Source organism: Halomonas jincaotanensis (assembly GCF_018448785.1).
GTDB lineage: Bacteria > Pseudomonadota > Gammaproteobacteria > Pseudomonadales > Halomonadaceae > Halomonas > Halomonas jincaotanensis.
In genome coordinates this window covers 23,179-48,513 of the sequence record NZ_JAHCLU010000011.1, presented here as the reverse complement: position 1 = coordinate 48,513, position 25,335 = coordinate 23,179, and the positions used below count along the sequence as shown (strand labels likewise).

General features: G+C 60.3%; 22 protein-coding genes. 14 read left to right on the top strand and 8 right to left on the bottom strand.

The genetic code is table 11. From position 1 onward, the window contains the following. Positions 1-34: 34 nt before the first annotated feature. The 3 genes from KG088_RS11275 to KG088_RS11265 all read left to right on the top strand — a co-directional run bounded on the left by KG088_RS11275 (position 35) and on the right by KG088_RS11265 (position 4,605). Positions 35-1,759: a putative bifunctional diguanylate cyclase/phosphodiesterase gene (locus tag KG088_RS11275; protein ID WP_319941425.1), complete on the top strand. Its 1,725-nt coding sequence runs from the start codon at positions 35-37 to the stop codon at positions 1,757-1,759. 88 nt (positions 1,760-1,847) lie between these two features. Then, entirely contained in the window at positions 1,848-3,167 is a 1,320-nt protein-coding gene (locus KG088_RS11270) for an MATE family efflux transporter (protein WP_213825673.1), read from the top strand. Positions 3,168-3,858: 691 nt separating this feature from the next. Beyond that, a complete protein-coding gene (locus KG088_RS11265) occupies positions 3,859-4,605 on the top strand; it encodes a Crp/Fnr family transcriptional regulator (RefSeq protein ID WP_213825626.1) in 747 nt (248 codons plus the stop codon). Positions 4,606-4,735: 130 nt separating this feature from the next. Here KG088_RS11265 and KG088_RS11260 read toward each other — a convergent pair whose 3' ends face one another. Continuing rightward, positions 4,736-5,923 (bottom strand): amino acid aminotransferase, encoded by a 1,188-nt coding sequence (locus KG088_RS11260; protein ID WP_213825625.1) that lies wholly within the window; start codon positions 5,921-5,923, stop codon positions 4,736-4,738. Next, positions 5,924-6,262, bottom strand: a complete 339-nt coding sequence (locus tag KG088_RS11255) for a 4a-hydroxytetrahydrobiopterin dehydratase (RefSeq protein ID WP_213825624.1) — start codon at positions 6,260-6,262, stop codon at positions 5,924-5,926. Positions 6,263-6,453: 191 nt separating this feature from the next. Here KG088_RS11255 and KG088_RS11250 point away from each other — a divergent pair, with 191 nt between their 5' ends. Next, a complete protein-coding gene (locus tag KG088_RS11250) occupies positions 6,454-7,086 on the top strand; it encodes a hypothetical protein (RefSeq protein WP_213825623.1) in 633 nt (210 codons plus the stop codon). An 11-nt stretch (positions 7,087-7,097) separates the two neighbouring features. Here KG088_RS11250 and KG088_RS11245 read toward each other — a convergent pair whose 3' ends face one another. After that, positions 7,098-9,059 carry a RecQ family ATP-dependent DNA helicase gene (locus KG088_RS11245; protein ID WP_213825622.1) on the bottom strand — a complete coding sequence of 654 codons (1,962 nt, stop codon included), beginning with the start codon at positions 9,057-9,059 and terminating at the stop codon, positions 7,098-7,100. Positions 9,060-9,173: 114 nt separating this feature from the next. Next, positions 9,174-10,325 carry a cyclopropane fatty acyl phospholipid synthase gene (gene cfa / locus KG088_RS11240; protein ID WP_213825621.1) on the bottom strand — a complete coding sequence of 384 codons (1,152 nt, stop codon included), beginning with the start codon at positions 10,323-10,325 and terminating at the stop codon, positions 9,174-9,176. A gap of 351 nt (positions 10,326-10,676) precedes the next feature. On the opposite strand from cfa, the gene cobA reads away from it, so the two are divergent. Further along, positions 10,677-11,489, top strand: a complete 813-nt coding sequence (cobA, locus tag KG088_RS11235) for a uroporphyrinogen-III C-methyltransferase (RefSeq protein WP_213825672.1) — start codon at positions 10,677-10,679, stop codon at positions 11,487-11,489. A 3-nt stretch (positions 11,490-11,492) separates the two neighbouring features. On the opposite strand, the gene KG088_RS11230 is transcribed toward cobA, so the two are convergent. From KG088_RS11230 to KG088_RS11215, 4 genes are read right to left on the bottom strand one after another with little or no spacing between them, the layout of a single operon-like run. Continuing rightward, the gene (locus KG088_RS11230) at positions 11,493-12,572 is read right to left on the bottom strand and encodes an ABC transporter substrate-binding protein (protein WP_250148213.1); all 1,080 of its coding nucleotides are present in this window, start codon (positions 12,570-12,572) and stop codon (positions 11,493-11,495) included. Next, complete coding sequence (locus tag KG088_RS11225; protein WP_213825620.1) at positions 12,569-13,948, bottom strand: sensor histidine kinase; 1,380 nt, start codon at positions 13,946-13,948, stop codon at positions 12,569-12,571. Before KG088_RS11225 ends, KG088_RS11230 begins: the two co-directional genes overlap by 4 nt. Beyond that, the gene (locus tag KG088_RS11220; protein WP_213825619.1) at positions 13,945-14,607 is read right to left on the bottom strand and encodes a response regulator; all 663 of its coding nucleotides are present in this window, start codon (positions 14,605-14,607) and stop codon (positions 13,945-13,947) included. The genes KG088_RS11225 and KG088_RS11220 overlap by 4 nt, the downstream gene beginning before the upstream one ends. Continuing rightward, complete coding sequence (locus tag KG088_RS11215; protein ID WP_213825618.1) at positions 14,604-15,215, bottom strand: helix-turn-helix domain-containing protein; 612 nt, start codon at positions 15,213-15,215, stop codon at positions 14,604-14,606. The genes KG088_RS11220 and KG088_RS11215 overlap by 4 nt, the downstream gene beginning before the upstream one ends. 243 nt (positions 15,216-15,458) lie before the next feature. Here KG088_RS11215 and KG088_RS11210 point away from each other — a divergent pair, with 243 nt between their 5' ends. The 9 genes from KG088_RS11210 to KG088_RS11170 all read left to right on the top strand — a co-directional run bounded on the left by KG088_RS11210 (position 15,459) and on the right by KG088_RS11170 (position 25,331). Further along, complete coding sequence (locus KG088_RS11210; protein WP_213825617.1) at positions 15,459-16,445, top strand: Bug family tripartite tricarboxylate transporter substrate binding protein; 987 nt, start codon at positions 15,459-15,461, stop codon at positions 16,443-16,445. Continuing rightward, positions 16,445-16,897 carry a tripartite tricarboxylate transporter TctB family protein gene (locus KG088_RS11205; protein ID WP_213825616.1) on the top strand — a complete coding sequence of 151 codons (453 nt, stop codon included), beginning with the start codon at positions 16,445-16,447 and terminating at the stop codon, positions 16,895-16,897. Before KG088_RS11210 ends, KG088_RS11205 begins: the two co-directional genes overlap by 1 nt. Then, positions 16,897-18,423 carry a tripartite tricarboxylate transporter permease gene (locus KG088_RS11200; protein WP_213825615.1) on the top strand — a complete coding sequence of 509 codons (1,527 nt, stop codon included), beginning with the start codon at positions 16,897-16,899 and terminating at the stop codon, positions 18,421-18,423. The genes KG088_RS11205 and KG088_RS11200 overlap by 1 nt, the downstream gene beginning before the upstream one ends. A 302-nt stretch (positions 18,424-18,725) precedes the next feature. Beyond that, on the top strand, positions 18,726-20,054 hold the full coding sequence (urtA, locus tag KG088_RS11195) for an urea ABC transporter substrate-binding protein (RefSeq protein WP_213825614.1): 1,329 nt from the start codon (positions 18,726-18,728) through the stop codon (positions 20,052-20,054). Between the two features lie 81 nt (positions 20,055-20,135). Continuing rightward, a complete protein-coding gene (gene urtB / locus KG088_RS11190) occupies positions 20,136-21,743 on the top strand; it encodes an urea ABC transporter permease subunit UrtB (RefSeq protein WP_213825613.1) in 1,608 nt (535 codons plus the stop codon). Between the two features lie 6 nt (positions 21,744-21,749). Beyond that, positions 21,750-22,880 (top strand): urea ABC transporter permease subunit UrtC, encoded by a 1,131-nt coding sequence (gene urtC, locus KG088_RS11185; RefSeq protein ID WP_213825612.1) that lies wholly within the window; start codon positions 21,750-21,752, stop codon positions 22,878-22,880. Continuing rightward, a complete protein-coding gene (gene urtD / locus KG088_RS11180) occupies positions 22,877-23,722 on the top strand; it encodes an urea ABC transporter ATP-binding protein UrtD (protein WP_213825611.1) in 846 nt (281 codons plus the stop codon). The genes urtC and urtD overlap by 4 nt, the downstream gene beginning before the upstream one ends. Continuing rightward, positions 23,722-24,426 carry an urea ABC transporter ATP-binding subunit UrtE gene (gene urtE, locus KG088_RS11175; RefSeq protein WP_213825610.1) on the top strand — a complete coding sequence of 235 codons (705 nt, stop codon included), beginning with the start codon at positions 23,722-23,724 and terminating at the stop codon, positions 24,424-24,426. Before urtD ends, urtE begins: the two co-directional genes overlap by 1 nt. Beyond that, positions 24,423-25,331 carry an urease accessory protein UreD gene (locus tag KG088_RS11170; protein ID WP_213825609.1) on the top strand — a complete coding sequence of 303 codons (909 nt, stop codon included), beginning with the start codon at positions 24,423-24,425 and terminating at the stop codon, positions 25,329-25,331. The genes urtE and KG088_RS11170 overlap by 4 nt, the downstream gene beginning before the upstream one ends. Positions 25,332-25,335 lie beyond the last annotated feature (4 nt).

The window sequence follows — 25,335 nt, the reverse complement described above, 5'->3', positions numbered from 1 at the left end:
CCTTTACCCTTTCGAGAGATCGACGCGGGGGGAGGTGGAGCTCGTTCGACGCCAGTATCTTGAGAGCGAGCAGCGTTTTCGAGCTTTGCTGGAAAGCCTGCCCAAGGTGGCCGTGCAGGGATACGATCGCGAACGGCGGGTCATCTACTGGAACGAGGCGAGTGCTCGTCTCTATGGCTATTCAGCCGATGAGGCGTTCGGACGCCCGCTTGAAGACCTGATCATTCCACCAGCGATGCGCGAACCCGTGATTCAGGCCCATCTTGACTGGATGCGGGAAGGGCTTGAAATACCTGCTGATGAACTTGAGTTGCTTCATCGCAGTGGTGAGCTGGTGCCCGTTTTCTCTCATCATGTGATGCTCAACGAGCATACCGACGAGCCGCTGATGTTCTGCGTCGATGTGGATCTCTCTGATCAGAAGCGGGCCCGCCGCGAACTGGATTTCGCCACTCGTTTCGATAGCCTGACACGTCTGCCCAATCGCCAGACCTTCGAAGAGCGCCTCGATGAAACCCTTGAGGAATGCCGTTGGCACGAGCGGTCTCTGGTACTGATCTATCTGGATGTCGATCACTTCGTCGAGATCAACGATGCATTGGGGTATGAGCAGGGAGATCAGTTGCTGGTGGAGCTTTCGCGTCGACTGCGTAACGGCCAGCGAGCCACCGACATGCTCTCGCGAGTCTCCAGCGATGAGTTCGTGATGGCCTTTCCCGGCAAGCACGATGAAAAGGCCATCAACCGTCTGGTGAAAAAGATTCAGGAGATCCTGCGCGAGCCCTTCGCGTTGGATAACCACAGGCGCAAGGTGACAGCATGTCTGGGCATCAGCGTGTTTCCTGCTAACGGCGAATCGGCAAGAGAGATGATGCACAATGCCGATCTGGCCAAGAATCGTGCCAAGCTCGTTGGCCGCGGTAGTGTATTGTTTTTCAACCAGCAATTGCATGACGAACTACTGAATAAACATCGCCTGGTCGATCGCCTGGAACGTGCCCTTGATGAGGGCGAGTTTTGTCTGCACTACCAGCCGCAAGTGTCAGCGGTCAGTGGTCGGATCGAAAATCTTGAAGCGTTGTTGCGTTGGGAGCCTTCTATAGGGCCAGCGGTCTCACCCGCGGAATTCATTCCGGTTGCCGAACGCTCCGACCTGATTCACCGCATCGGTGACTGGGTGATGGAGGAGGCCTGCCGGCAGCGAGCCCGCTGGCGGGATATCGGTCTGCCAATCGAACGTATCGACATCAACTTCTCCGGTCGGCAGATCAACCGACTCGATGTGTTTCAGCGTTTCGAGTCGTGCCTCGATCGTCACCGGCTGGGGCCTCGACATATTGGCATCGAGCTCACCGAGAATGTTCTGATCGAAGCCGATGGTCGAATACTCACTGGCCTTCGCTCGTTGCACGACCAAGGGGTTCGCATTGCGATCGATGACTTCGGTACCGGCTATTCCTCACTCAGCTACTTAAAGTATTTCCCGGTTACGGCGCTCAAGATCGATCGAAGTTTCGTGCGGGATGCACCCTTGCAGCCCAAGGATCGGGCGATAATGGAGGCATCCGTCTTCATCGGTCACCGCCTGGGGCTCGAGGTCGTCGCGGAAGGCGTGGAGAGTATCGAGCAGCTCAACTTGGTCCGTGAAATTCATTGTGATCTGGTGCAAGGGTTCTATTTCTTCCGCCCGATGACGGCAGATTGCATCGAGCGTCTCATCGAGGGTGTCGTGCCGGCACAGTCAGGCTTGTCGAGCTGAGTTTTCTCGTGGTTTCGCTTACCATACCCCTCTGTTTATCGACGTCGGAGCCGTCGTGATTCGAGCCGGAGCCCATGACTCGCTGGGGATGACGCTTTGGCGCCAGACATGGCCAATGGCGATTGGCGTGCTGGCGCTGCTCGGTTTTCAACTGGTCGATAGTGCCTTTATTGCCCGGTTGGGCACCGCCCCGTTGGCAGCGCAGTCATTCACCTTTCCCTTGTCGTTTCTGGTCATCGGGATTCAGGTGGGATTAGGGATCGCCATCGCCGCCCTGATCTCGCGTGCCCTCGGTGCCGATCAACACGCTAGGGCCCACCGGTTGGGCAGCCTGGTGTTGTTGGCTGGCGGCGCAATCATTGCGCTACTGGCGATAGGCCTTTGGTTAGCTCAAGAGCGGATATTCACCCTACTGGGGGCCAATGCGACGAGCCTGGAATTGATTCGCGCCTACTGGGCACCCCAGCTGCTGGCGGCCTGGTCGGGAGCGGTGCTCTATTTCGGTTATAGCCTTTTCCGTGCGCATGGCGATACCTGGCTGCCAGGAAAGATGATGGTAATCACCAGTTTGATCAATGTGGTATTGGATCCCTTGTTGATCTTTGGTGTAGGCCCCTGGGGCGGCATGGGGCTGCCGGGAGCGGCCTGGGCAACGGTAGCGGCGTTTTCTACCGGGCTGGTGGTACTGGCCAAGCGTTTGATGGGCACCGACTGGCTATCGCGAACGGGCCTGATTAGTGAGATGCGCCAGTCGGCCGGTGCCTTTTTCGGTATTGCCGGCCCGGCCATGATCAGCCAACTGATGCCGCCCTTGGCGGCCATGCTGGCGATCTCGGTGGTGGCGACCCTGGGCGAGACGCAGGTGGCGGCCTGGGGGCTTGCCAGTCGGTTAGAGACGTTGTCGCTTATGGTGGTGTTGGCCATGACCATGTCGTTACCTCCCTGGCTGGGTCGTTGCTATGGTACTGGCGACTGGGATCAGATAAGCCGGCTGTTGCAATTGGCACTCAAGGTGGTGGTGGTCTGGCAGCTTTCACTTGGTATCCTCATGGCGGCCTTATCTCCTTGGGTGGCATTGGCACTGTCGGGCAATCCCGAGGTGCGAGACGACCTGGCGACATTGATTCGCTTTCTTCTGCCGAGTTATGCGGCACTGGGTATCTGCATGCTGATCGTTTCGGCAGGTAACGCGCTGGGTTGGCCCTTGCGCGCCATGCTGATGTCCGGGGCGCGATTGTTCGTCTTTTATCTCCCCTGCCTCTGGGCAGGGGCATGGCTGTCGGATGGTTTGGTGGGTCTGGCAATCGGGGCGGCGATAGGCAACTTGCTGGCGGGTCTCGCGGCCTGGCAACTATTGAGACTTATCCTGGCAAGCCCACGGCGCAAGCCTGCCGTAGTCACAAGATAGTAGTGGCAAGATAGTAGTGGCAAGATAGTAGTGGCAGGATAAGTAGTGGCAGGATAGTGGTTTGAGGTAGCTGGAAGTCATCGTGACAACGAACTGAATTTGCGATAATTCTTCGTCCATGTCGCTACGAATAAAAAGGGTTAAAAACGCCTAATGTTATGAAAGAAACTATGTGTCAACTGTTAAAAATTTACTGATTTGAGAATGAAGTGTAGTGTTATTTTCATTTCGAAAGTCTGGCGTCGATTACCTAGCGAGTACGGATTAACATGGATTACAATAACCCTAAATTATTTTTATTTTCATAACATGCGTTAGTAGAAAACTGCTGGAAAGGTGGGATACTGATCATATCGAGCAAGGGAGTGGCTCCAAAGGGAATGCCGGGCAGGGACGCCCATTGACCAAGGGATGCCCGAGCAAGACGCTCGTTGAGAACTGCCAAGGAAAGCGGTGTTCAAGCCCGGCCGAAAGGCCGGGCTTTTTTCGTCTGCAGGTGTTCAGGTGCCTGGTGTTCCTAGCATGAAAGTCGTCAAGCAGCGGTGAGCGGGGCAGTCGGTAAACACGATGGTAGGGAGGAATACTGTATTTTTCTTTTACTGAATAAGAAATGCTAAAGTTAGCCTCTAGGCAGTATGCAGTGGGTTCCCAGTCGAATGTGTCGCCTATGGCTTACCAGAGGAAGGCCACCGTGGAAGATCAAGACAGTTGTATCATTCGTCATTTCAGCCATTACTGCGTTCTGACGAAGGAAGAAAAAGCCCTGCTCGACGAGCTCGAGCAGAGTCCTACTGAGGTTAAGGCGGGGGAGTCCCTTTGGGAAGAAAACGATGCTGCTGAGGACTTCTATACGCTTCGCACTGGCTGGGCCTACTCCTATCGACACCTCGAAAATGGCTCTCGACAGATCCTCGAGGTATTCCTGCCTGGGGATATTATCGGTCTCAGGGAGTTCGCGTTTTCCAGGCGTTTGGCCGGCGTGCGAATGATCGAGGATGGCGTTATCTGTTGTTTTCCTCATCACAGGATCATGGCGTTATTCCGACAATCTCTTACCCTGACAGCCGTGATGTTTGCCATTGCCAGTCGCCAGCAGGTGCTGATGACCGAAAGGCTGGTGAACATTGCGCGGCGCAGTGCCAGAAAGAAAATGGCGCACTTTCTGCTTGAAATGCACCAGCGGCTGCGACAAACCGGAACCGGAATCGAAAGCGGTTGCAATCTGCGTCTGCCGTTGTCGCAGGAGCTTCTCGCCGATCTGCTGGGGCTTAGTTCGGTACATGTCAGCCGCACCTTCACTACTCTGAGCCGTGAAGGTCTGGTGCATCGTGAACGCCACGACGTGGTAATACCGAATCTCGAGGCGCTGGTAGGCGAAGCGGAGTTCGACGACCGCTATCTCATCGATAACTTGAGGCCGCTGTTAAAGGCAGAATAAGCTATGCCCAGGCTGGGATGTCTTTTTGGCAGTGTCTTGCTTCACTGAGTGGCTGGTGAAAAGTCACAAACAAGAACGCCCGGGTCTGTACGGGCCCGGGCGTATCTCGATCGTGTTAAGCGCGGTGGCTTTAGTTGACCGCGGCGATCGCCTCGGCCAGATAAGGCAGCTTCTCATGGGAGAAGCCCGCCACGTTCGCGCGCCCAGAGCGCACCATATAGATGCCAAACTCGTCGCGCAGGCGATCGACCTGTTCAGGTTGCAGACCGGTATAGGAAAACATGCCGCGCTGTTCTGCCACGCAGGCGAATTTCTGATCGAGACCGAAGGGCTTCAAGGCATCGACGAAATCGCGACGCAAGGAATTGATGCGATCGCGCATCTCGGTAAGTTCCTCACGCCAGAGGGCAGCAAGCTCAGCAGACTGCAGGATCTCGCTGACAATGGCACTGCCATGGGCAGGGGGGTTAGAGTAGTTTTCCCTTGCCACGATCGCGATCTGTGAGCGCACGTTTTCCATCTGCTCATGGTCTTTCGCCACCATGATCAGGCAGCCAGTCCGTTCACAGTAGATACCGAAATTTTTCGAGCAGGAACTCGTGATGATGACCTCATCGAGGCTCTCGGCCATCAGGCGTACCCCATAGGCGTCCTCGATCAGCCCCTCACCGAAACCCTGATAGGCGAAGTCGATCAACGGCAGTAGGCCGCGTTCGCGAACCACTTCCAGGACTTTTTGCCATTGCTCATGGGAAAGGTCGAAGCCGGTGGGGTTGTGGCAGCAGGCATGCAGCAGTACCACATCCCCTTCGGGAATTTCCTTGATGGCGGCGAGCATGCCGTCGAAGTCCAGCCGGTTGTCGGCGTCAACGTAGGGGTACTTCTTCAAAGTCAGGCCGGCGGCCGGAAAGAGCCCCAAGTGATTGGGCCAGGTGGGGTCGCTGACCCATAACGCCTTGCCGGGCAAGTGCTTGGCGATGAAGTCTCCTGCCAGTCGCAGGGCGCCGGTGCCACCCGGTGACTGGGTAGCACTGGCACGTTTGGCGTCGAGTACCGGGGAGTCTTCGCCCAGCACCATAGGCAGGATTACCTCGCCGTAGCTGGGTGCGCCATGAGAGCCGATATAGGTCTTTGTCGTCTCGTTCTTGAGCAGCAGGGCCTCAGCCTCTTTCACGGCGCGCATCACCGGGGTCTTGCCCTGGTCGTCCTTGTAGACGCCCACGCCCAAATCAACCTTCTGCGGATTGGTATCCTTCTTGAAGGCCTCGATCAGACCGAGGATGGCATCCCCGGGAACCCGCTCAATGTGTTCGAACATTTATGTCGCTACCTCATCGGTTCTGGCCGCAAGAATGAAGTCGTTCTTGTGCAGGCCCTTGATCTTGTGCGACCACCAGGTCACGGTCGCCTTGCCATATTCGGTCAAAATTGCAGGATGGTGGTCGGCCTGTTCGGCGAGCTCGCCGACACGTTGAGTGAAGTCGAGCGCCTGCACGAAATTCTTGAAAGTAAAAGTGCGTTCAAGCTTCATGATGCCATCACGCTCGATGATCTGCCACTCGGGGATTCCGGCCTTGTATTGCTCGATCTCGGCTTCGGTCACGCGGGGCGCATCAGCGCTGCAGGCCTCGCACTGCTGCTTGGAAAGCTGGCTCATGGTCACTCCTTGTCATCTCGATGGGTCGCACGGTGCATCGTGTGCATGATGCCCTGCCGGGAAAGGTCGTGCAGGCTGATAGAATCGTCAAGCACGTCGTAGATCGGCGGGAAGATGGGTAAGCAGCACAGCAGGGTCCCAAACCGCCATCGCCGTCAGGTGCAGGCGCTTGGGGCCGACAGGGAGGGGGAATGCTGAGTAATACGACCGGAAAATCTCTGCCGCGTAAAGGGCTGCCGCGGTGGCTCAAGCTGGTGCTGAGCCTTTGGGTCATTGTCTGGGCGCCGTCCTACTGGGTGCTGTTGGGCCCGCAGAACTATTTCTGGCTGTGCAATCTTGCCAACTTCTTGCTCCTGGCGGCTCTCTGGCTCGAGAGCCGTCGGCTGGTTTCCATGCAGTGGCTGGCGGTGGCCCTGGTGGGCACCTTCTGGGCGGTGGATGTGGGTACGGCCTCGCTGACAGGCTGGCACCCCATCGGCGGCACCGAATACATGTTCGATGCTGAGCACCCCCCACTGACACGGGCGATGTCGCTCTACCACCTGGCCCTGCCGCTGGTGGCGGGATTCGCGATCTGGCGGATCGGTTATGATCGCCGGGCTCTCCTCTGGCAGAGCGTACTCACCTGGATATTGATCCCCGGCAGCTATCTCTTCACCGAGCCCGAACGCAACATCAACTGGGTCCATGGGCCCTTCGGTCAGCCTCAGTCGGTGGTGGACCCGCTGCTTTACGTCGGCGTGCTGATGATGCTCTGGCCGCTGGTGCTATACCTGCCGGTGCACTGGCTGACCCTCGTCCTGTTGCGTCGCCGTCGTGGCTGACCGGGATTCGGTCAGCCGGCCAGGTGTTCGGAAAGGCAACGTCGAACCTCGGCATAGGAACAGTCCTCCAGGGCGGCGAAGCCATCGAACTTGCGCGCTTTCATCGGGGTGAACAGCGGGGTAGTGATGCCGCATAAAAAGCGCGTCAGCAGATCCGGAGTGGCGGGATGGCCCTCGTCGACCTCGGCCAGTCGCTTCAGGAAAGGGCGGCACAGGGCCCTGAGGTCGCTCGAAGACAGCGGCGCTGTCGGCTCGGCCGACGGGAGTTGTGCTACCTGGCCCCGGCAGGCTGAACAGTGCCCACATCGTGTTGGAGCCTGACTGTCGCCAAACCAGTCGGCCAGTCGTCGGCTGAGGCAGGTGCTTGACTCGAACAGGGCTAACATGGCGTGCAAACGCTCGATCTCGGTCCGTTCCTTGTCGCGAAAATAGGCCGAGATCTCGTCGGTCAGCGCCAACGGGTCAATGTCGGTCGCCCGTACCTCGTAGACGTCAGTCATCTGCTTGCTCTCGAGTGTCATCCAGCCTTTCGCGACGAAGTAGTCGAGGGCGGCGATGACCCGGCTCCTGCGCGTATCGAGGCCGCGCTCCGCCCCCAGTGCCTCCAGGGCGGCGAAATCCAGACTGTACCAGGTGCGGGCGCGCTGGGCGGCGTCGAGAATCGCCTGAACGAAGGCGCGTCGCTCGCCTTGGAAACGCTCGGCAAGGGCATTGGAATCGTCGTCCAGTCTGAAACGGTAATCAGCGAAATAGCTGTAGCGTGGGGCGATGATGCCGCGGAGCTCGAGCTGAACCAGCAAGGTCTTCAGCGGCAGGGGGCGGATATTGCTGTGCCGCGACAGCGTATTGAGCATCAGCTCCCACTGGCTGCCGGCGGCGCGGAGATCGTCGATCACCCGGCGAATGCCGTGATGCTCCGGGGTGTCGCCGTAGATGAAGTTCTCCAGCACACCGAGGTGGTCGCGCCCGGCCAGCATCAGGCAGCTGGAGGGAAGGTCGTCACGACCAGCACGGCCTATCTCCTGGCTGTAGTTCTCGATGGATTTCGGCAGGTCGAAATGTACCAGATTACGGATATCGGCCTTGTCGATGCCCATGCCAAAGGCGATGGTGGCAACAATACAGGGTAGCTGACCGGCCATGAAGTCCCGCTGGATCGCTTCGCGCCGCTCGCCGTCGAGCCCAGCATGATAGGCCACGGCGGGAAGGCCCGCCTTGCTCAGGTAAGCGGCAACGCGCTCGGCGGTCTGCTGCAGGGTGACATAGACGATGGTCGGCTCGGGCGGTCTGGCCTCGAGCCTGGGGCGCAGCCAGTCGACCAGGCGACGGGGACGTTCGGCGGCGGCTACCGGCGTCACCTGAAGATCGAGGTTTTCACGGTAGAAGCCGGTACTGGTCACATCCCCCGGGGCGATGTCGAAGCGCGAGCGCATGTCGTCGATCACCCGCGGGGTGGCTGTGGCGGTGAGCAGCAGTACTTGAGGGACGCCAAACTCGTGGCGGTAGGCCGGCAGCTTCAGGTAGTCCGGTCGGAAGTTGTGCCCCCATTCGGAAAGGCAGTGGGCCTCGTCCACTACCATCAGTGAGATCGGTACTTGGCGGATGAAGGCACGGAAGCGCTCGTTCTTGAGCCGCTCAACCGAGACCATCAGGATGCGGATATCGCCACGCTTGGCGCCTTCCATCACCGCCGCTGCTGCTTCGCGGCTCTGGCCGGAATCGAGGCTGGCGGCACTGATGCCGTGCTGGGCCAGGAAGGCCAACTGGTCCTGCATCAGGGCCAGCAGCGGCGATATTACTAGCGTCAGGTGGGGCAGGTGCAGCGCCGGCAGCTGATAACAGAGCGACTTTCCAGATCCTGTCGGAAAGATTGCCGCCGCCGATCTTCCGGCGATCACCGTGTCGATCACTTGGCGCTGGCCCGGGCGTAACGTGGCATAGCCGAAGACCTGTTCGAGCGTCTGCTGGATCATGGGAGGGTGCCGCTCTGCAGGAATCAGGGCGTAAAGCATATCACTGGAATTGCTGATTGCCGCGATCAGCCTCCCGTCTTTATGTCACGGCAACCTGGACTCCCATAGCAGTCTTCAGCGTGGGGCGTCATAGCGTCCCTGGCGATGGCGGGAGTACACCACCTGCCAGAGTTGCAGGTGGCGGGCACGAAAGGCGCCCGCACAAATTGCCAGATAGTAACGGAACATGCGTCGGGTGCGCTCGTCGTAACGGTTGGTCAACTTATGCCAATGGGCATCAAAGTTGGCGAGCCAGGCCATTAGCGTGTGGTCGTAATCAGGGCCGAAGTTCTGCCAGTCTTCCATCAGCAGATGGCCTTCACTGGCCTTTGCCACTTGCATGGCAGAGGGCAATACTCCATTGGGAAAGATGTAGCGATGGATCCACGGATCGGCCCTGATCCGGGAAATGTTGGCGCCAATGGTGTGCAGCAGAAATAGGCCGTCTGGCACTAGTCGTTGCTTGACGGTGCGAAAGTAGGTGTCGTAGTTGCGATGGCCTACATGCTCGAACATGCCGATGGAGACGATGCGGTCGAAACTGCCTTTCAGCTCCCGGTAATCCTGTAGTCGGATATCCACCGGCAGCCCGGCGCAACGTTGGCGCGCGAGGTTGGCCTGTTCCTTGGAAATCGTGATGCCGGTGACCTCGACACCATGATGGCGAGCCGCATGATCAGCGAAACTGCCCCACCCACACCCGATGTCGAGCACACGCATCCCAGGGGTCAATTGTAGCTTGCGGCAGGCCAGTTCCAGCTTCTGGTGCTGGGCTTCATGCAAGTTTTCAGCCTGTTTCCAGTAGCCGCACGAATAGCACATGGTGGGGTCGAGCATTTCCTCGAAGAGGTCGTTGCCGAGATCATAGTGGGCCTTACCGACGATATACGCCCTGGCCCGACTCTGCAGGTTGATAAGGCCGGACTGCAGACGATATAACAGGCGCTTGGAGGCTGGGTGTGCCCGATCACCCAGGCCATGGCGGATCAGCCGGCAGGCAAGATCGTCGATACGTTCGCATTCCCACCAGCCGTCCATGTAAGACTCACCGAGACCCAGCGTTCCTTGGCGCAGCACTCGCGAGAAAAGGTCTGGGTGAAAGATGCGGATATCCTGAGTTGCGGAGCCATTCAAGGTGATGCCGGAGCCGTCCAGTAGCTGCTCGATGATGCGTCGGGCACGATTGTCGGGGAGTGAAATCGGGCTGATACGAAGGTTACTGGTCATGGAATCCTCCTGATTCACTGTAAAATTGCGTCCTAACTGGCGGCATAACAGGGCAGTGCTCTCATGGCCTTCTCCGGTTACCATGAGCATAGACCAGCTCGAAAACTCGCGAGAAACTTCGTCTTACAGTTTGGCTATCGATTCAGGTGCCCATATCGTAATCAGGAGCCTTGGAGAAATGAAAAAACGGCGGCATGTGTGTTGGGTCTTGCTCGTAGCCTGCTCGTCTAGACAGCGTATTGAGGAGAGATTGCTTAGCGTAGGGTATATCCGATAAATGAAAATTGAGGTTTCTGGAATATGGAAAATGCTGACGGCCGCGCTGACCACTCCGTCGAGCATCGCTACGCCATGCAGGGAACCGCGAAGAGTACGACAGGACGCGTCAGCCTGGTCGGCGCCGGTCCGGGTGATCCAGAGCTATTAACGCTGAAGGCGCTGCGTCGACTCCAGGACGCCGAGGTCATTCTCCATGACCGCCTGGTCAGTGCGGAAATCCTGGCGCTAGCCGCCACCGACGCTGAGCGCCGTTATGTCGGCAAGGCGCGCTCCCGACACAGTGTTCCCCAGGATGGGATCAATCAGGCATTGGTCGACTGGGCCAATGCCGGCAAGCGCGTCGTCAGATTGAAGGGCGGCGATCCCTTCATTTTCGGGCGCGGAGGGGAGGAGCTCGAGGCGTTGGTGGCAGCCGGCATCGAGGTGGAAGTGATCCCCGGGATCACTGCGGCTTCTGGCTGCGCGGCCTATGCTGGCATTCCGCTGACCCATCGCGACCATGCCCAGTCGGTGCGATTGATTACCGGACACTTGAAAAATGGCAGCTGTGATCTGGACTGGGCCGCATTGGCAAGCCCCGGGCAGACGCTGGTCTTCTATATGGGCCTGCAGGGACTCGATGAGATACGCCGCCAACTAATGCAATATGGTCTGAGTGCCGACACGCGGCTGGCCCTTATCGAACAGGGGACCACGGCACGGCAGCGCGTGCATTGCGGTACCCTGGCCAGAATGCCTGACTCTCTTGAGCGTGATTGCATTCGTCCGCCCACCCTGATCATCGTCGGCGGGGTCGTGGGGTTGCATGAGCGGCTCGGCTGGTTCTCTCCCGAGCATGCCCTGGCGGTCGGTTGGGAAACCGGGCAAGGCCAGCGTGACGGTTAACGATCAAGGCATCAAAGCGTTGTAGCGGCTGAACTCGCGCTTCCACCGCATCAGCAGGGTCTGGCGTTTCAGATCATCGAGGGTGGCCAACAATCCCGGCCCCAGATCGATTGGTCGCAAGGCGTCACCGAGTTCCTGTCGCAACGCCTCTGCGGTGCCTGGGCCATTCAGCACCGGATGGATGGCGCCCAGGGCGGTCTGCTCGGCGAGGATTCGCTGGCCCGTCTCGCTGATCAAGAAGTCGAGAAAACGCCCCGCGGTCTCGGGATGCGGCGCATGTTGGGGAACGAAGGCCAGGCGGCGTATCACCAGGGTGTAGTCATCGGGCACGACCAGTCTCAACTCGGGGTTCGCGGCGACCACCTCACGAGCGTAGCTGCCCAGCAGGTTGTAACCTACTAGGTAGCGCCCCTCCACCAGGCCATCCAGCATTTCGCCGGTGGTGTCGACTAGCTTTGCTCTAGTTTGGCCGAGCGCGGCCACCAGTTCCCAGTAGCGTGGCGAGAGACGCGACTCCTCGATGGCATAGGTGTAGCCCGCCCCACTGCGGGCGGGATCGTAGGTTACGACCCGACCTGACAGTTCACGACTGTGACGCTCGAGCAGTGCCAGAAGGTCGGCATGGCCCTGGAGCGCGCCATAGCGCTCATCCAGCTCTCGGCGGACTACCATGACGATGGGCTCGAAGGTGAAGGCAAAAAGTTCATGGCGCCATCGAGCCCAGGCGGGCCAGTCGAGTGCATTGGCACTGAGCTGCTCGCGCGCGTGACCATCGTTGGCCAATTGATACTGCCAAGGCATAGCAGAGGAGATCATGACGTCGGCTGCGTCCGGCGCATCGAGAAAGTGTTGATGCAGGTCAAGGGTCGTGAAGTTGTGGTAGGTCAGTTCGACCTCGGGATGCAGGCGGTGGAAGGCCTGCAGGACCGGTTCGGCCTGGGGAAGGTCGAGGGCCGCATTTATCACCAGGGTGTGGGGAGGGCCAGCGCTGGGGTCGGCTGGGTAGTGCAGGGACTCATCGGCGAGGGAGGCCAACGACCAGAGACCGAGCATCAGCGACAGCCAATGACATAGCGTGCTCATTGCGCTTCCTCCGGAAATACCAATCGCACGCACAAGCCGCGACCGTCCTGATCCGTGTCGAGGGTCAGCGTGGCATGGTGGCTGCGGGCGATGCCCTCGACAATGGCCAAGCCGAGCCCCGACCCCTCCAGGGCCTCGTTTCCACGATGAAAGGGGCGCAACATCCCGCGGCGTAGCTCGGCGGGTATCCCGGGGCCATCATCCTCGACCTCCAGGGTAGGAGGCGTCGCCCGGGTGCGTACTGTGATGCAGCGAGCGCCATAGCGACGCGCATTGTCGATCAGGTTGTTAAGTGCCTCGGTGAGTTGCCAATCGACACCACTGATGATCAAGGGGTCGGGGTCGGGCGGCTCCTCGAGTCCCAGGTCAATGTCGCTGCGTTGGCATTGACTCCAGTGGTCGCGAACCGCTTGTCGGGCGATGACATTGAGGTCGAGCGGGGCGAGGTCTGGATGGTATTCGGGATTGTTAAGTCGAGTCAGCGACAGAAGCTGCATTGCCAACCGCGCGGTTCTGGCACTGGTCGTTTGCATAGCGAAAAGGGCTTCGCGCCAGCGAGCGGGGTCTTCCTGGCGCAGGGCCAGTTCGGCACGTGCGGAGAGTCCCGCCAACGGGGTGCGTAGCTGATGGGAGGCATCGCCAATGAAGCGCTCCTGGTTGGCATGCACGCGGCGCATCCTGGCGAGCAGGTCATTGAGGGTCTCGCGCAGCTCGGCAAGCTCCCGTGGCAGTGGCAATGTCAAAGGTTCCAGAGTGCGTGGGTCGCGGGTGCGAATCGCACGCCGCAGCCGGGTCAACGGGGCGAGGGCGGCGCGGATCGCCAGCAGCAGCACAGTAATCGCTACGGCCGCCATGGCCAGGATATAGGCGAGATTGCCGCGCAGTAATTCTCTCGTCAGTGCATCGCGACCCTCGCGGGTATGGGCGACCCGCACCTCGAAATGCTCCCTCTGGCGCCAGTCTTCGAGCCGCGAGCGACGCACGCCCTGGCGTAGCGGGAGTCCGCGCCACTCGATGTCGTTGAAAAGGTGAATGTCGTCCGACTCGGTATCGCCACGCGGGTCACCCGGCAGTTCGGCGTTACCAGTGACGAGGCTGCCGTCCTGGTCGACCAGGCTGTAGAAAACACGCTCCTCGGCGTCGGTCGCGAGCATTTTCAGCGCCGCAGGCGGCAGGTCAAGCCACAGTTTGTTGTCCTGCCGCTGCACCTGCTCGGCAATGGCCAGAGTTGCCGCCTCGAGCAAACGATCGAAGGCGCGATCGGCGGTACGGCGCGCCTCACTCCAGGCCAGCAACAGCATTAATCCACCCAGGGCGAGCAGCGGCAGCAGCAGCCAAACGAGCAGGCGTCGGTAGAGGCTGTCGGGAAGCGTCACGTCGACTCCAGCAGGTAGCCCAGGCCGCGCACGGTGCGCAGTTCCACCCCACGACCGTCGAGTCGCTTGCGCAAACGGTGGACATACACTTCGATGGCGTTATCGCCCATGGGTTGGTCCTGAAAGGCTTCCCCCACCAGCCGCGTCTTCTCCACTGGCTCCCCGGCATGACGCATCAGGCAGGTCAACAAGCGCTGTTCGCGAGGGGGAAGGCCGAACGGCTCGCCTTGAAGCGTGAAACGCTGGGCCATGACATCGAGCACCAATGCCCCTACCTTGAGTTGCCGTTCACTGCCTCGACGACGCATCAATGCCCTGACCCGAGCCTCGAGTTCGTCAAGGGCAAAGGGTTTGGCCAGATAGTCATCAGCGCCCAAATCGAGGCCGTAGACGCGATCTTCGACGGTACCGCGTGCGGTCAGAATCAGTACAGGCGTGTCACTGTCCTGGCGGCGCAGCGACGCCAGCACGTCGAGACCGCCGCAACCGGGAAGATTGAGATCCAGCAGCACCAGAGTATACCCATGATCCACTGTCGAGAGGCGCATGCGCGCCGCTTCGCCGTCTGCCAGGTGGTCCACCTCGTGCCCTCCCAGCTGCAGAGTGTCGACCAGAGTCTCTGCCAGTAGGCGATCATCTTCCACCAGCAACAGCGTCATGGGGTAGCCTCCATTGAGGCGTCCCGTGGTTGCTCCAGCGTTGTCAAGGCGTTATCCAGGCGGGTGGCGGCAAGCGCTGGGTCAAGTCGACCTGCCGGACCCGACAGCGACAGCCACAAGGGCGGCTCATCAGGTGGGGTGGGTAGCGGTCGACACACCATGACACCGCCGGCTACAACCGATCGCGGGTCGTGACCATGGGTACGTCGCCAGCGCGCACCGGGTCGCAGGTCGTGGAGTAGGCTGGCATCGGGAAGGGCGGCAAGCCGGCATTCGATGTAACGACCCCGACCCTCCAGCAACGCGGCCGTCTCACCGCTCTCCGATGCCAAGCGGTCGAGCAACGGCTGGATACGGGCTGCCAGGTGGCGACTGGGCGTGTGGCGTCGCGCCAGACGGACAGGAGTGTGTCCCAGGCCCCAGCGGCCATTCTCTCCGCGTTTGACATAATCGAAGCGTTCAAGCGAGCCGAGCAACCGCAACAGGGTACTCTTGTAATACCCCGTGACTTGAGCAAGCTCGGCTAGGCTTAGGGTTTCTTGGGCAGAATCGAACGCTTCGAGCACTGTGAGCGCCCGCTCGACGGCCTCCACGCGATCCTGTGCCATGAGCTATACCTCTATGTGACGCCGCGTTGATGGCGGCCGGTAGAAAATCAGAAAGCGTGATGCGGCCCAGATTACACTTTAGTCGAAATTGGTCAGACAGCCGTTGACCTCGCTTGGCGAGACGCCTAACTTTCCATTCTGAGGAACGTAGTTCTGCCTTACAGAACTGTAAGGTAAGCGATGAACCTTGACAAGTCAAACCATCGATCCGTCTCTGATCCATTCCGTTAGGGGAATATAACAATGTCCACTAGAACGCCACTCAAACTGCTCGCCGTTGCCGCGTTAACCGTGAGCGCGGGAAGCGCCATGGCCTTTGAACCGGAGGGCAAGGTGGAGTGCATCGCGCCGTCTGATCCCGGTGGCGGTTGGGACTTTACCTGCCGCAGTGTCGGCAACGTGCTCCAGGATCTCGATCTGGTCCCCGGCAATGTGCAGACCATCAATATGGCCGGTGCCGGTGGCGGTGTGGCCTTCGGTCATACCATCAGCAAGCGTGCCGGCGACGATCATCTGCTGGTGGCGGCGTCTACCGCCACCACGACCCGCCTGGCCCAGGGCCAGTTCCCTGACATGACCGCCGACATGGTCAACTGGATCGGGGCGCTGGGCGCCGACTATGGGATCATCGCCGTGTCGGCCGATTCCGAGTACGAGGATCTGAATGATGTGATGGACGCCCTCAAGGAAGACCCGCGCAGCGTGAAGTTCGCCGGCGGCAGCGCCAAAGGCGGCTGGGATCATCTCAAGGTGTTGATCGCGGCACAGGATGCGGGGATCGAGAACCTGCCACGTATCGCTTACCTGTCGTACAACAACGGTGGCGAAGCGCTGACCCAGGTGATCGGGGGGCACGTTGAAGCATTCACCGGCGATATCACCGAGGCTCAGGGCTTCATGGAGTCCGGTGACCTGAAGGTGCTCGCTGTGCTTTCCGAAGAGCGCTTGCCCGGTGAGTACGAGGATATTCCCACTGCCATGGAGCAGGGTATCGATGCCGTGGGCCCCAACTGGCGTGGCTTCTATATGCCGGCGGACATCTCCGACGAAGCCAAGCAATACTGGACCGATGCCATGGACACCGTCTATGCCAGCGACGAGTGGAAGAGCGTCATGAAACAGAACGGTCTGATGCCCTTCCACATGACCGCCGGTGAATTCGAGCAGTTCGTCCTCGACCAGATCGAAGATATCGAACAGCTCTCCAAAGATATCGGGCTGATTCAATAATGACTTACAACGACCGTATCTTCGGAATACTGATGATCGTCCTGGCCGTCGCGTACGGCTGGGGCACCACCCAGTTTCCCGAATCTTTCGGTGGGACCGAGGCTGTCGGACCCGAAACCTTTCCTCGTTTACTGGCTATCGTGCTGGGGCTTTCCAGCCTGTATATGGTCGTGCGCCCGGACCCGGATAATGCCTGGCCATGGAGTCGTACGGGCATCGAGCTGATCATTGCCGTGGTGGTATTGGTGCTCTATTCGATGTTACTGCAGCCGCTAGGCTTCATCATCAGCACCACTCTGGCCGTGGGTACCCTCTGTTGGCGAATGGGCTCGCGACCGGTCAAGGCCTATGTCACCGGGGCGATTTCCGGTGTGGTGGTGTATTTGGTGTTCAATTTCGCCCTCGACCTTGCGCTACCGCTAGGCGTGCTGTCTTTCCTGGAGGTGGGCTGATGGAAACTCTCGGCTTTCTGATGGATGGATTTGGTGTCGCGCTGCAACCGCATAACCTGATGTTCGCGCTGATCGGGGCCTTTCTCGGGACCCTGATCGGCGCGCTGCCAGGACTTGGCCCGGCCAATGGGGTGGCGATCCTGATTCCGCTGGCCTTCACCCTCGGGCTGGCCCCGGAAACCGCCATGATCATGCTGACCTCGGTCTATGCCGGGGCCATGTATGGCGGGCGCATTTCCTCGATACTGCTTAATATTCCCGGCGATGAGCCGGCGATGATGACCTGTCTCGATGGCTATCCGATGGCGCAACAGGGCAAGGCCTCCGAGGCGCTGGCGATCTCCGCCGTGGCTTCCTTCATCGGCAGCCTGGTCGCCACGATCGGCCTGATCCTGCTGGCGCCGTTGCTAGCGAAGTTCGCCTTGACCTTCGGCCCGGCCGAGTACTTCGCGCTGTTCCTGCTGGCCTTCGCCACTCTCGGCGGGATAACCGGCAAGAACCCCATGAAGACGGTGGTAGCCGCCGCCATCGGCCTGATGATCGCCACGGTCGGCATCGATTCCACCGGCGTGCAGCGCTTCACCTTCGGGGTGCTAGAGCTCTACGAGGGCGTGGATTTCATCATCGCCATCGTCGGTCTCTTCGCCATCTCGGAGCTGCTGTTCTTCATTGAGGAGAAGGCGGGGGGTGGCAAGGAAAAGATGAAGGTCAACAAGCTCACGCTGAAATGGAAGGACATCCGCGACATCCTTCCGTCCAGTTTCCGCGGCGGCGTGCTCGGCTTCATTGCCGGCGTGTTGCCGGGCGCAGGGGCGTCGTTGGGCAGTTTCATCGGCTATACACTAGAGAAGAAAGTGATCGGCAAGAAGGGCTATTTCGGAAAAGGCGACCCGCGTGGCGTGGCCGGCCCTGAAGCCGGCAACAACGGTGCCTCCAGCGGGGCCTTGGTGCCCATGCTGACGCTGGGCGTGCCAGGCAGCGGCACCACCGCGGTGCTGCTGGCGCTGCTGATCTCGCTGAACATCACCCCCGGGCCGCTAATGTTCACGCAGAATGCCGACATCGTCTGGGGCGTGATCGCCGCGCTGCTGATCGGCAACTTTCTGCTGCTGATCCTGAACATCCCGATGGTGGGCATCTTCGTCAAGCTGCTGTCGGTACCGCCGATGTTCTTGCTGCCGATCGTCACCATGATCGCCTTCGTGGGCATCTACTCGATCAGTAACACGACCTTCGATCTCTACTTCATGGTGGCGTTCGGCGTCGCCGGCTACATCTTCCGCAAGTTGGAGATCCCCTTGGTACCGATCATCCTCGGTCTGTTGCTGGGGCCGGAAATGGAGAAGAACCTGCGCCACGCCATGGATATCTCCGACGGTGACTGGACCATCCTATGGAACAGCGGGCTGGCCATCGGCCTTTGGGTGTTCGCCGGGCTGGGGTTGATCCTGCCGTATATCGTCGGCCCCATGCTGCGCAGCCGCATGAAAGCCGCCCCCGACTCGGGTGGTCCTGAAAGCGACTGACCTGCTGACGCTTTACGTAGCCGAAGGGCGCCGATGGATTCGGCGCCCTTTTTTATGTCTGGTTGGGGTTTTCCTGTGCGCCGCACCAAAAATGTGCTCTTGACGAGCAGAAAGCACAAGAATAGAGCGGTAAAGAAATTGGCATGCACCAAGAAGCGGCATTTTTACTAACGGTTATCAATGATACTGTTTTTCAAGTTTCTGAAAATTAAGTATTAAATAGATATTTAACCATTTTGGCACATCCCTTGCCATAACCTTTGAGACAGACATCACAACAACATCGAACGCAAGGAGATCCCATGATCCCGACAATTCCTGCCCTCTCTTACCGTTGGCTGGCCGCTTCGCTGCTGAGTCTTGGCGTCGCGGCGCCAGCACTGGCCCAAGAGGATGATCCGATCAAGGTCGGTATCCTGCATTCGCTCTCTGGCACCATGGCAATCAGCGAATCGACGCTCAAGGACACCGTCGAGATGTTGATCGAACAACAGAACGAAAAGGGCGGTCTGCTGGGGCGTCAGCTGGAAGCGGTGGTCGTCGACCCGGCATCCGACTGGCCGCTATTCGCCGAGAAGGCTCGCGAGCTGCTTTCCCAGGAAGAGGTCGATGTGATTTTCGGCAACTGGACCTCAGTGTCGCGCAAGTCGGTATTGCCGGTGGTCGAAGAGCTCAATGGTCTGCTTTTCTACCCGGTGCAGTACGAGGGTGAGGAGTCCTCCGAGAACGTTTTCTATACGGGGGCGGCGCCCAACCAGCAGGCGATTCCCGCCGTCAATTACCTGATGAACAACGTTGGTGTGGAGCGCTGGGTGCTCGCCGGCACCGATTACGTCTATCCTCGCACCACCAACAAGATCCTTGAGGCCTATCTCCGGGATGAGTTCGGTGTCGCAGAAGAAGACATCATGGTCAACTACACGCCCTTTGGGCATTCTGATTGGCAGAATATCGTCTCCGAGATAAAGCAATTCGGTAGCGAGGGCAAGAAGACCGCCGTGGTCTCGACCATCAATGGTGATGCCAACGTGCCCTTCTATCGCGAGCTCGGCAACCAGGGCATCAACGCCGCCGACATCCCGGTCGTGGCGTTCTCGGTGGGCGAGCAGGAGCTCTCGGGTATCGACACCGCTCCGCTGGTGGGCCACCTGGCGGCATGGAACTACTTCATGAGCGTCGATACCGACGCCAACTACGACTTCATCGATGCCTGGATCGAGCATACCGGCGACGAGATGTCGGTGACCAACGACCCCATGGAAGCGCACTACATCGGCTTCAACATGTGGGCCGAGGCGGTGCGCAAGGCCGGCACCACCGAGGTTGATGAGGTCAAGGACGCCATCATCGGCGTCAGCGTGCCCAATCTCTCCGGTGGCTATGCGGCGATGATGCCCAACCACCACATCACCAAGCCAGTGCTCATTGGCGAAATCCAGGACAACGGCCAGTTCTCCATCGTCTGGGAAACTCCCTCGACGGTCGCCGGCGATGCCTGGTCGGATTATCTTGAAGGTTCGCGTGATCTGATCAGCGATTGGCGCAAACCGCTGGAATGCGGCAATTTCAATGTGGTCGAGGGAAGCTGTGGCGGTGGTCAGGCCGAAGCAGCCGAAGCAGAAACCGATTAACAAGCGCTACGGGCCGGCCGCGATGGCTGGCCCTTTTATCACGCCGCTCGATATTTTCCCCATAACCCACAGGACTCACCCATGAGGATGATCCGATCCTTCGTGCCTGGGCTGTTGCTCCTCTGTCTGCTGTTCGGGCTAGTACCGGTTGTACAGGCCCAGGAGGACGAAGCTGCAGGCCAAGCGCTGCTCGAGGCACTGGCCGTTTCGTCATACGAGGCGAAGAGCGAGGCCATCGAATCCATCATCACCAGTGGTGATGAGCGCAGTCGTCGTTGGCTCGAAGAATTGCTCGGTGGCAAGTTACAGCGTCACAAGGAAACCGGACGCTTCGTGATCGTGCTCGAGAATCGTGGACGGAACTGGCCGGTCATCGACGCCTTGAGCTTCGAGGATGCTGGCGAGATGTCGCGGCGCGATCTCGACCGTATCGGCATCAACAATGCCCTACGCGGGCAATTGCAGAGCGCCCTGGCGGTACTCGATCTCTACACCGACGATGTCGATGACCGGCGCGATGCGGCCCGCGAGTTGTTGGGCAGCGTGGATGCCGCGATGGTTGAGCCACTTCGCGAGCTCGTGGGCAGTGAAGACGATGCCGAGGTTCGCCGTCTGCTCGAGCAGGGCCTGGCGATTCACCGTCTCAATGAAGGCGACATCGATGCTATCGCAGAGCTCGAGGGCAGCCTGAACAGTCGTGTTCGGGCGGCCCTCAACTCGGCAACGCGAAGCGATAATCCGTTGGTAGCCGATGCCGCCTCGGCGGCGCTGCTCGATATCGAACAGAAGCTTCGCATCAATAGTGGTCTCGAGACGCTGTACTTTGGCTTGTCGCTGGGCTCGGTGCTGGTGCTGGCGGCCATCGGGCTGGCCATCACCTTCGGCGTGATGGGCGTGATTAATATGGCCCATGGTGAGCTAATCATGCTCGGCGCCTACACCACCTGGGGCATGCAGCAGATGCTGCCCGGTCAGCCGGGATTGGCACTGGTGCTGGCGATTCCCGCCGGGTTCGTGGTGTCGGCACTCGCCGGGATCGCCATCGAGCGCGGCGTCATCCAGTTTCTCAAGGGACGGCCGCTGGAAACCCTGCTGGCGACCTTCGGTGTCAGCCTGATCCTGCAGCAGCTGGTGCGCACGGTCATTTCACCGCTGAATCGCACCGTGGTGTCGCCCGAGTGGATGAGCGGCTCGCTGATGATCAACGAAGGGCTGTCGCTGACGCTGAATCGTCTCTTCGTGCTCGGCTTCGCGCTGGTGGTGTTCGCCTGCCTGATGCTGGTGATGCGCCGCACCCGGCTGGGTCTCGAAGTGCGCGCGGTCACCCAGAATCGCGCCATGGCACGCGCCATGGGCATCCGCGCCACCCGCGTCGACATCATGACCTTCGCGCTGGGATCCGGCGTGGCCGGCTTGGCGGGTGTGGCGCTCTCCCAGCTCACTAACGTCGGCCCCAACCTCGGCCAGAACTACATCATCGATTCGTTCATGGTGGTGGTGTTCGGTGGCGTCGGGAATCTCTGGGGAACACTGGTAGCCGGGTTGTCGCTGGGCGTCATCAACCAGGTTCTCGAACCCTGGGTGGGCGCGGTACTGGCCAAGATCGTGGTGCTCGTCTTCATTATCCTGTTTATTCAGAAACGCCCCCGCGGACTCTTTCCGCAGAAGGGCCGTGCGGCGGAGGGCTGATTCGACATGTGGTTAACAAGACCGTTTCGTGAACGCTCGACCCAGCTCTTTCTCGGTGTGCTGCTGGCTGCTCTGGCGATAGTCACTTTTCTCAATCTGGCGCTGCCTGCCGACAACCCCCTGCACGTGTCCACCTATACGGTGACGCTGCTCGGCAAGTATCTGAGCTATGCGCTGCTCGCGGTGGCGGTGGATCTGGTCTGGGGCTATCTGGGCATCCTGAGCCTCGGCCATGGCGCCTTCTTCGCCCTGGGCGGCTACGCCATGGGCATGTACCTGATGCGCCAGATCGGCGATCGCGGCACCTACGGCGACCCGGTCCTGCCGGACTTCATGGTGTTTCTCGACTGGGACTCGCTGCCCTGGTACTGGCTCGGCTTCGACATGCCCTGGTTCGCCTTTCTCATGGTGATGCTGGCGCCCGGGCTGTTGGCGCTGGTGTTCGGTTTCCTGGCGTTTCGCTCACGGGTGACCGGGGTGTATCTGTCGATCATCACCCAGGCGATGACCTTTGCGCTGATGCTGGCCTTCTTCCGCAACGAGATGGGCTTCGGCGGCAACAACGGCCTCACCGATTTTCGCGAGCTGCTGAATTTCGACCTGCGGAGCGATGCCACGCGGCTGGGGCTGTTCATCGCCACCGGGATAGCGCTGGCGCTGGGTTACGTCATCTGTCGGGCGATCGTTGCCAGCAAGCTGGGCCGCGTCAGTGTCGCCACCCGCGATGCCGAAGCACGCACGCGCTTCCTGGGATATCGGGTGGAGCGCTTCCAGCTGTTTGTCTTCGTCGTCTCGGCGATGCTTGCCGGGGTGGCCGGCGCGCTTTACGTGCCGCAAGTGGGGATCATCAACCCCAGCGAATTTTCGCCGATCTTCTCCATCGAGATCGTACTGTGGGTGGCCCTCGGTGGCCGGGGCACGCTCTATGGCGCGGTGATCGGGGCCATACTGGTCAACTACGCCAAGACCGTGTTTACCGGCGCCATGCCCGATGCCTGGCTGTTCGCGCTGGGGGGTCTGTTCGTTTTGGTCACGGTGTTCCTGCCGAAGGGCATTGCCGGCCTGTTGGCGTACCGATTCAAACGCGACCGCCAGGCATCCCGGTCCCACGATTCCCCCAAGGAGGCCGCAGCATGAGTTTCCTGAGCTCACTGGCCGATCGCGATCGCGTCTTCGATTTTCTGGTTCCGGCGACGTCCCCGGTCGACGTTCGCCACGGGCCCATCCTCTACCTCGATGATGTGACGGTGACCTTCGATGGCTTCCGGGCCATCGACAACCTCAACCTGACCATCGATGACGGTGAGTTGCGTTGCATCATCGGCCCCAATGGGGCCGGGAAGACCACCATGATGGATATTATTACCGGCAAGACTCGGCCGGATACCGGCTCGGTGTGGTTCGGCAGCCGGCATAACCTGCTGGCCATGAACGAGCCCGATATCGCCAGTCTCGGGATCGGCCGCAAGTTCCAGAAGCCCACGGTGTTCGAGGCATTGAGCGTGTTCGAGAACCTCGAACTGGCCATGGCCGCCGACAAGCGCATCCTGCCCACCCTGACGGCACGCATGACCGGCGAGATTCGCGATCGCATCGAGGAAGTGCTCGAGACCATCGGGCTCACCGAACTGCGTCATGGCCCGGCGGGTATCCTCTCGCACGGTCAGAAACAGTGGCTGGAGATCGGCATGCTGCTGATGCAGCGCCCGCGTCTGCTGCTGGTGGACGAACCAGTAGCCGGGATGACCGGGCAGGAGATGGAGCGTACCGCCGAACTCCTCACTGGCCTTGCCGGCAAGGGCAAGCAGTCGGTGGTGGTGGTAGAGCATGACATGGGCTTCGTGCGCTCGATTGCGCGCACCGTGACGGTACTGCATCAGGGCCGCGTACTGGCCGAGGGCAGCATGGATCAGGTCGCAAGCGACCCGAAGGTGATCGAGGTCTACCTTGGTGCCGATCCCGACGAGGAGGTGGCCTGATGCTGACCATCGATAAGCTCAACCAGTACTACGGAGAAAGCCATACCCTCTGGGATCTCGACTTGCGTGTGCCCACAGGGGCTTGCACCTGCGTGATGGGGCGCAACGGAGTGGGCAAGACCACCCTGATGAAGACGATCATGGGCGAGGTGGCCGTGGCCTCGGGCAGCATCCGCTACGCCGACGAAGATGAAGTCGAACTGACTCGGCGCCATGTCGAGGAGCGTTCCCGGCTGGGCATCGGTTATGTCCCTCAGGGACGACAGATATTCCCCTTGTTGACGGTGGAGGAGAACCTGCGCACCGGTCTTGCCGCGAGGAGCGACGGCAGCAGGACGATTCCCGAGCGGGTCTTCGAGCTCTTCCCGGTGCTCGACGAGATGAAGCATCGACGCGGTGGAGACCTGTCTGGCGGGCAGCAGCAACAACTAGCCATCGGTCGTGCCCTGGTACTCGAGCCGCGCCTGCTGATCCTCGATGAGCCAGGCGAGGGCATTCAGCCCAATATCATCGCCCAGATCGGCGAGGTCATCCGCAGGCTGATGCGGGAGGATGGGCTGACGGTTCTGCTCGTCGAGCAGAAACTGCCGTTCGCCCGTAAATACGCCGATAACTTCGTGATCATGGATCGTGGCTCTCCGGTGGCCGGTGGAGAGATCGCCGAGTTGAGCGATGCCCTCATAAAGGAGCATCTGACGGTATGACGGCATTCACGCCTCCACCGGCCGCGATGCATTCACCGGCCTCAGGGCATCGTTTCGATGCCAAGCGTCACTGGGCGGCGTCGATCGAGCTCGACTTCGGCGTGCGCGACGGCGTGACGCGTCTGGTTCGGTCACGACACCAGGGCCCACTGCGGGTGCAGCGCACCTTTCACCCGGAAGCCAAGAATCCGGAAGACAAGAGCGGCCCCTGCCATGCCTACCTGCTGCATCCCCCGGGAGGGCTGGTCAGTGGCGACGCGCTGTCGATTCATGCCAGCGCCGGCCCGGGCGCCCATGCGCTTCTGACCACGCCCGCGGCCAATAGACTCTACAAGGCCGATGCCCATGGCGTGGCATGGTCTCAGCAGACCCGTCTCGAAGTTGCCGATGGCGGAGTGCTCGAATGGCTGCCCCAGGAAACTCTCGCCTTCGATGGGTCGAGAGGCCGGCAGCAAACCTCGATCGACCTTGAGGGCAGTGCGCGTTGTCTCGGTTGGGAAATCATGGCCCTGGGCCGCCCCGCCAGTGACTTGCCGTTCGCCACGGGGCGCATCGACCAGCATTTTCGCCTTTGCCGAGACGGCAAGCCGCTCTGGGTGGAGCGACAGCCCCTCGACCCGCTGCATTCGCGTTTCAGCGGACGCTGGGGACAGGGCGGCGCCACCGTACAGGCGACGCTATGGGCCGTGGGGCTCGACGACGAACCCGCCGCCATCGAGGCGCTGCGCGCGACCGTCACCGCCAGCATCCGCTGGGCGGTGACGGTGCGCCAGGGTGTGCTGCTGCTGCGCTATCTGGGCCATGAGCGCAACGAGGCCTGGGCGCTCTGTCAGCGTGCCTGGGAAAACCTCAGGCCCCTGCTTATCGGCCGGGACGCGCATGTGCCCCGTATCTGGCTGACCTGATTCT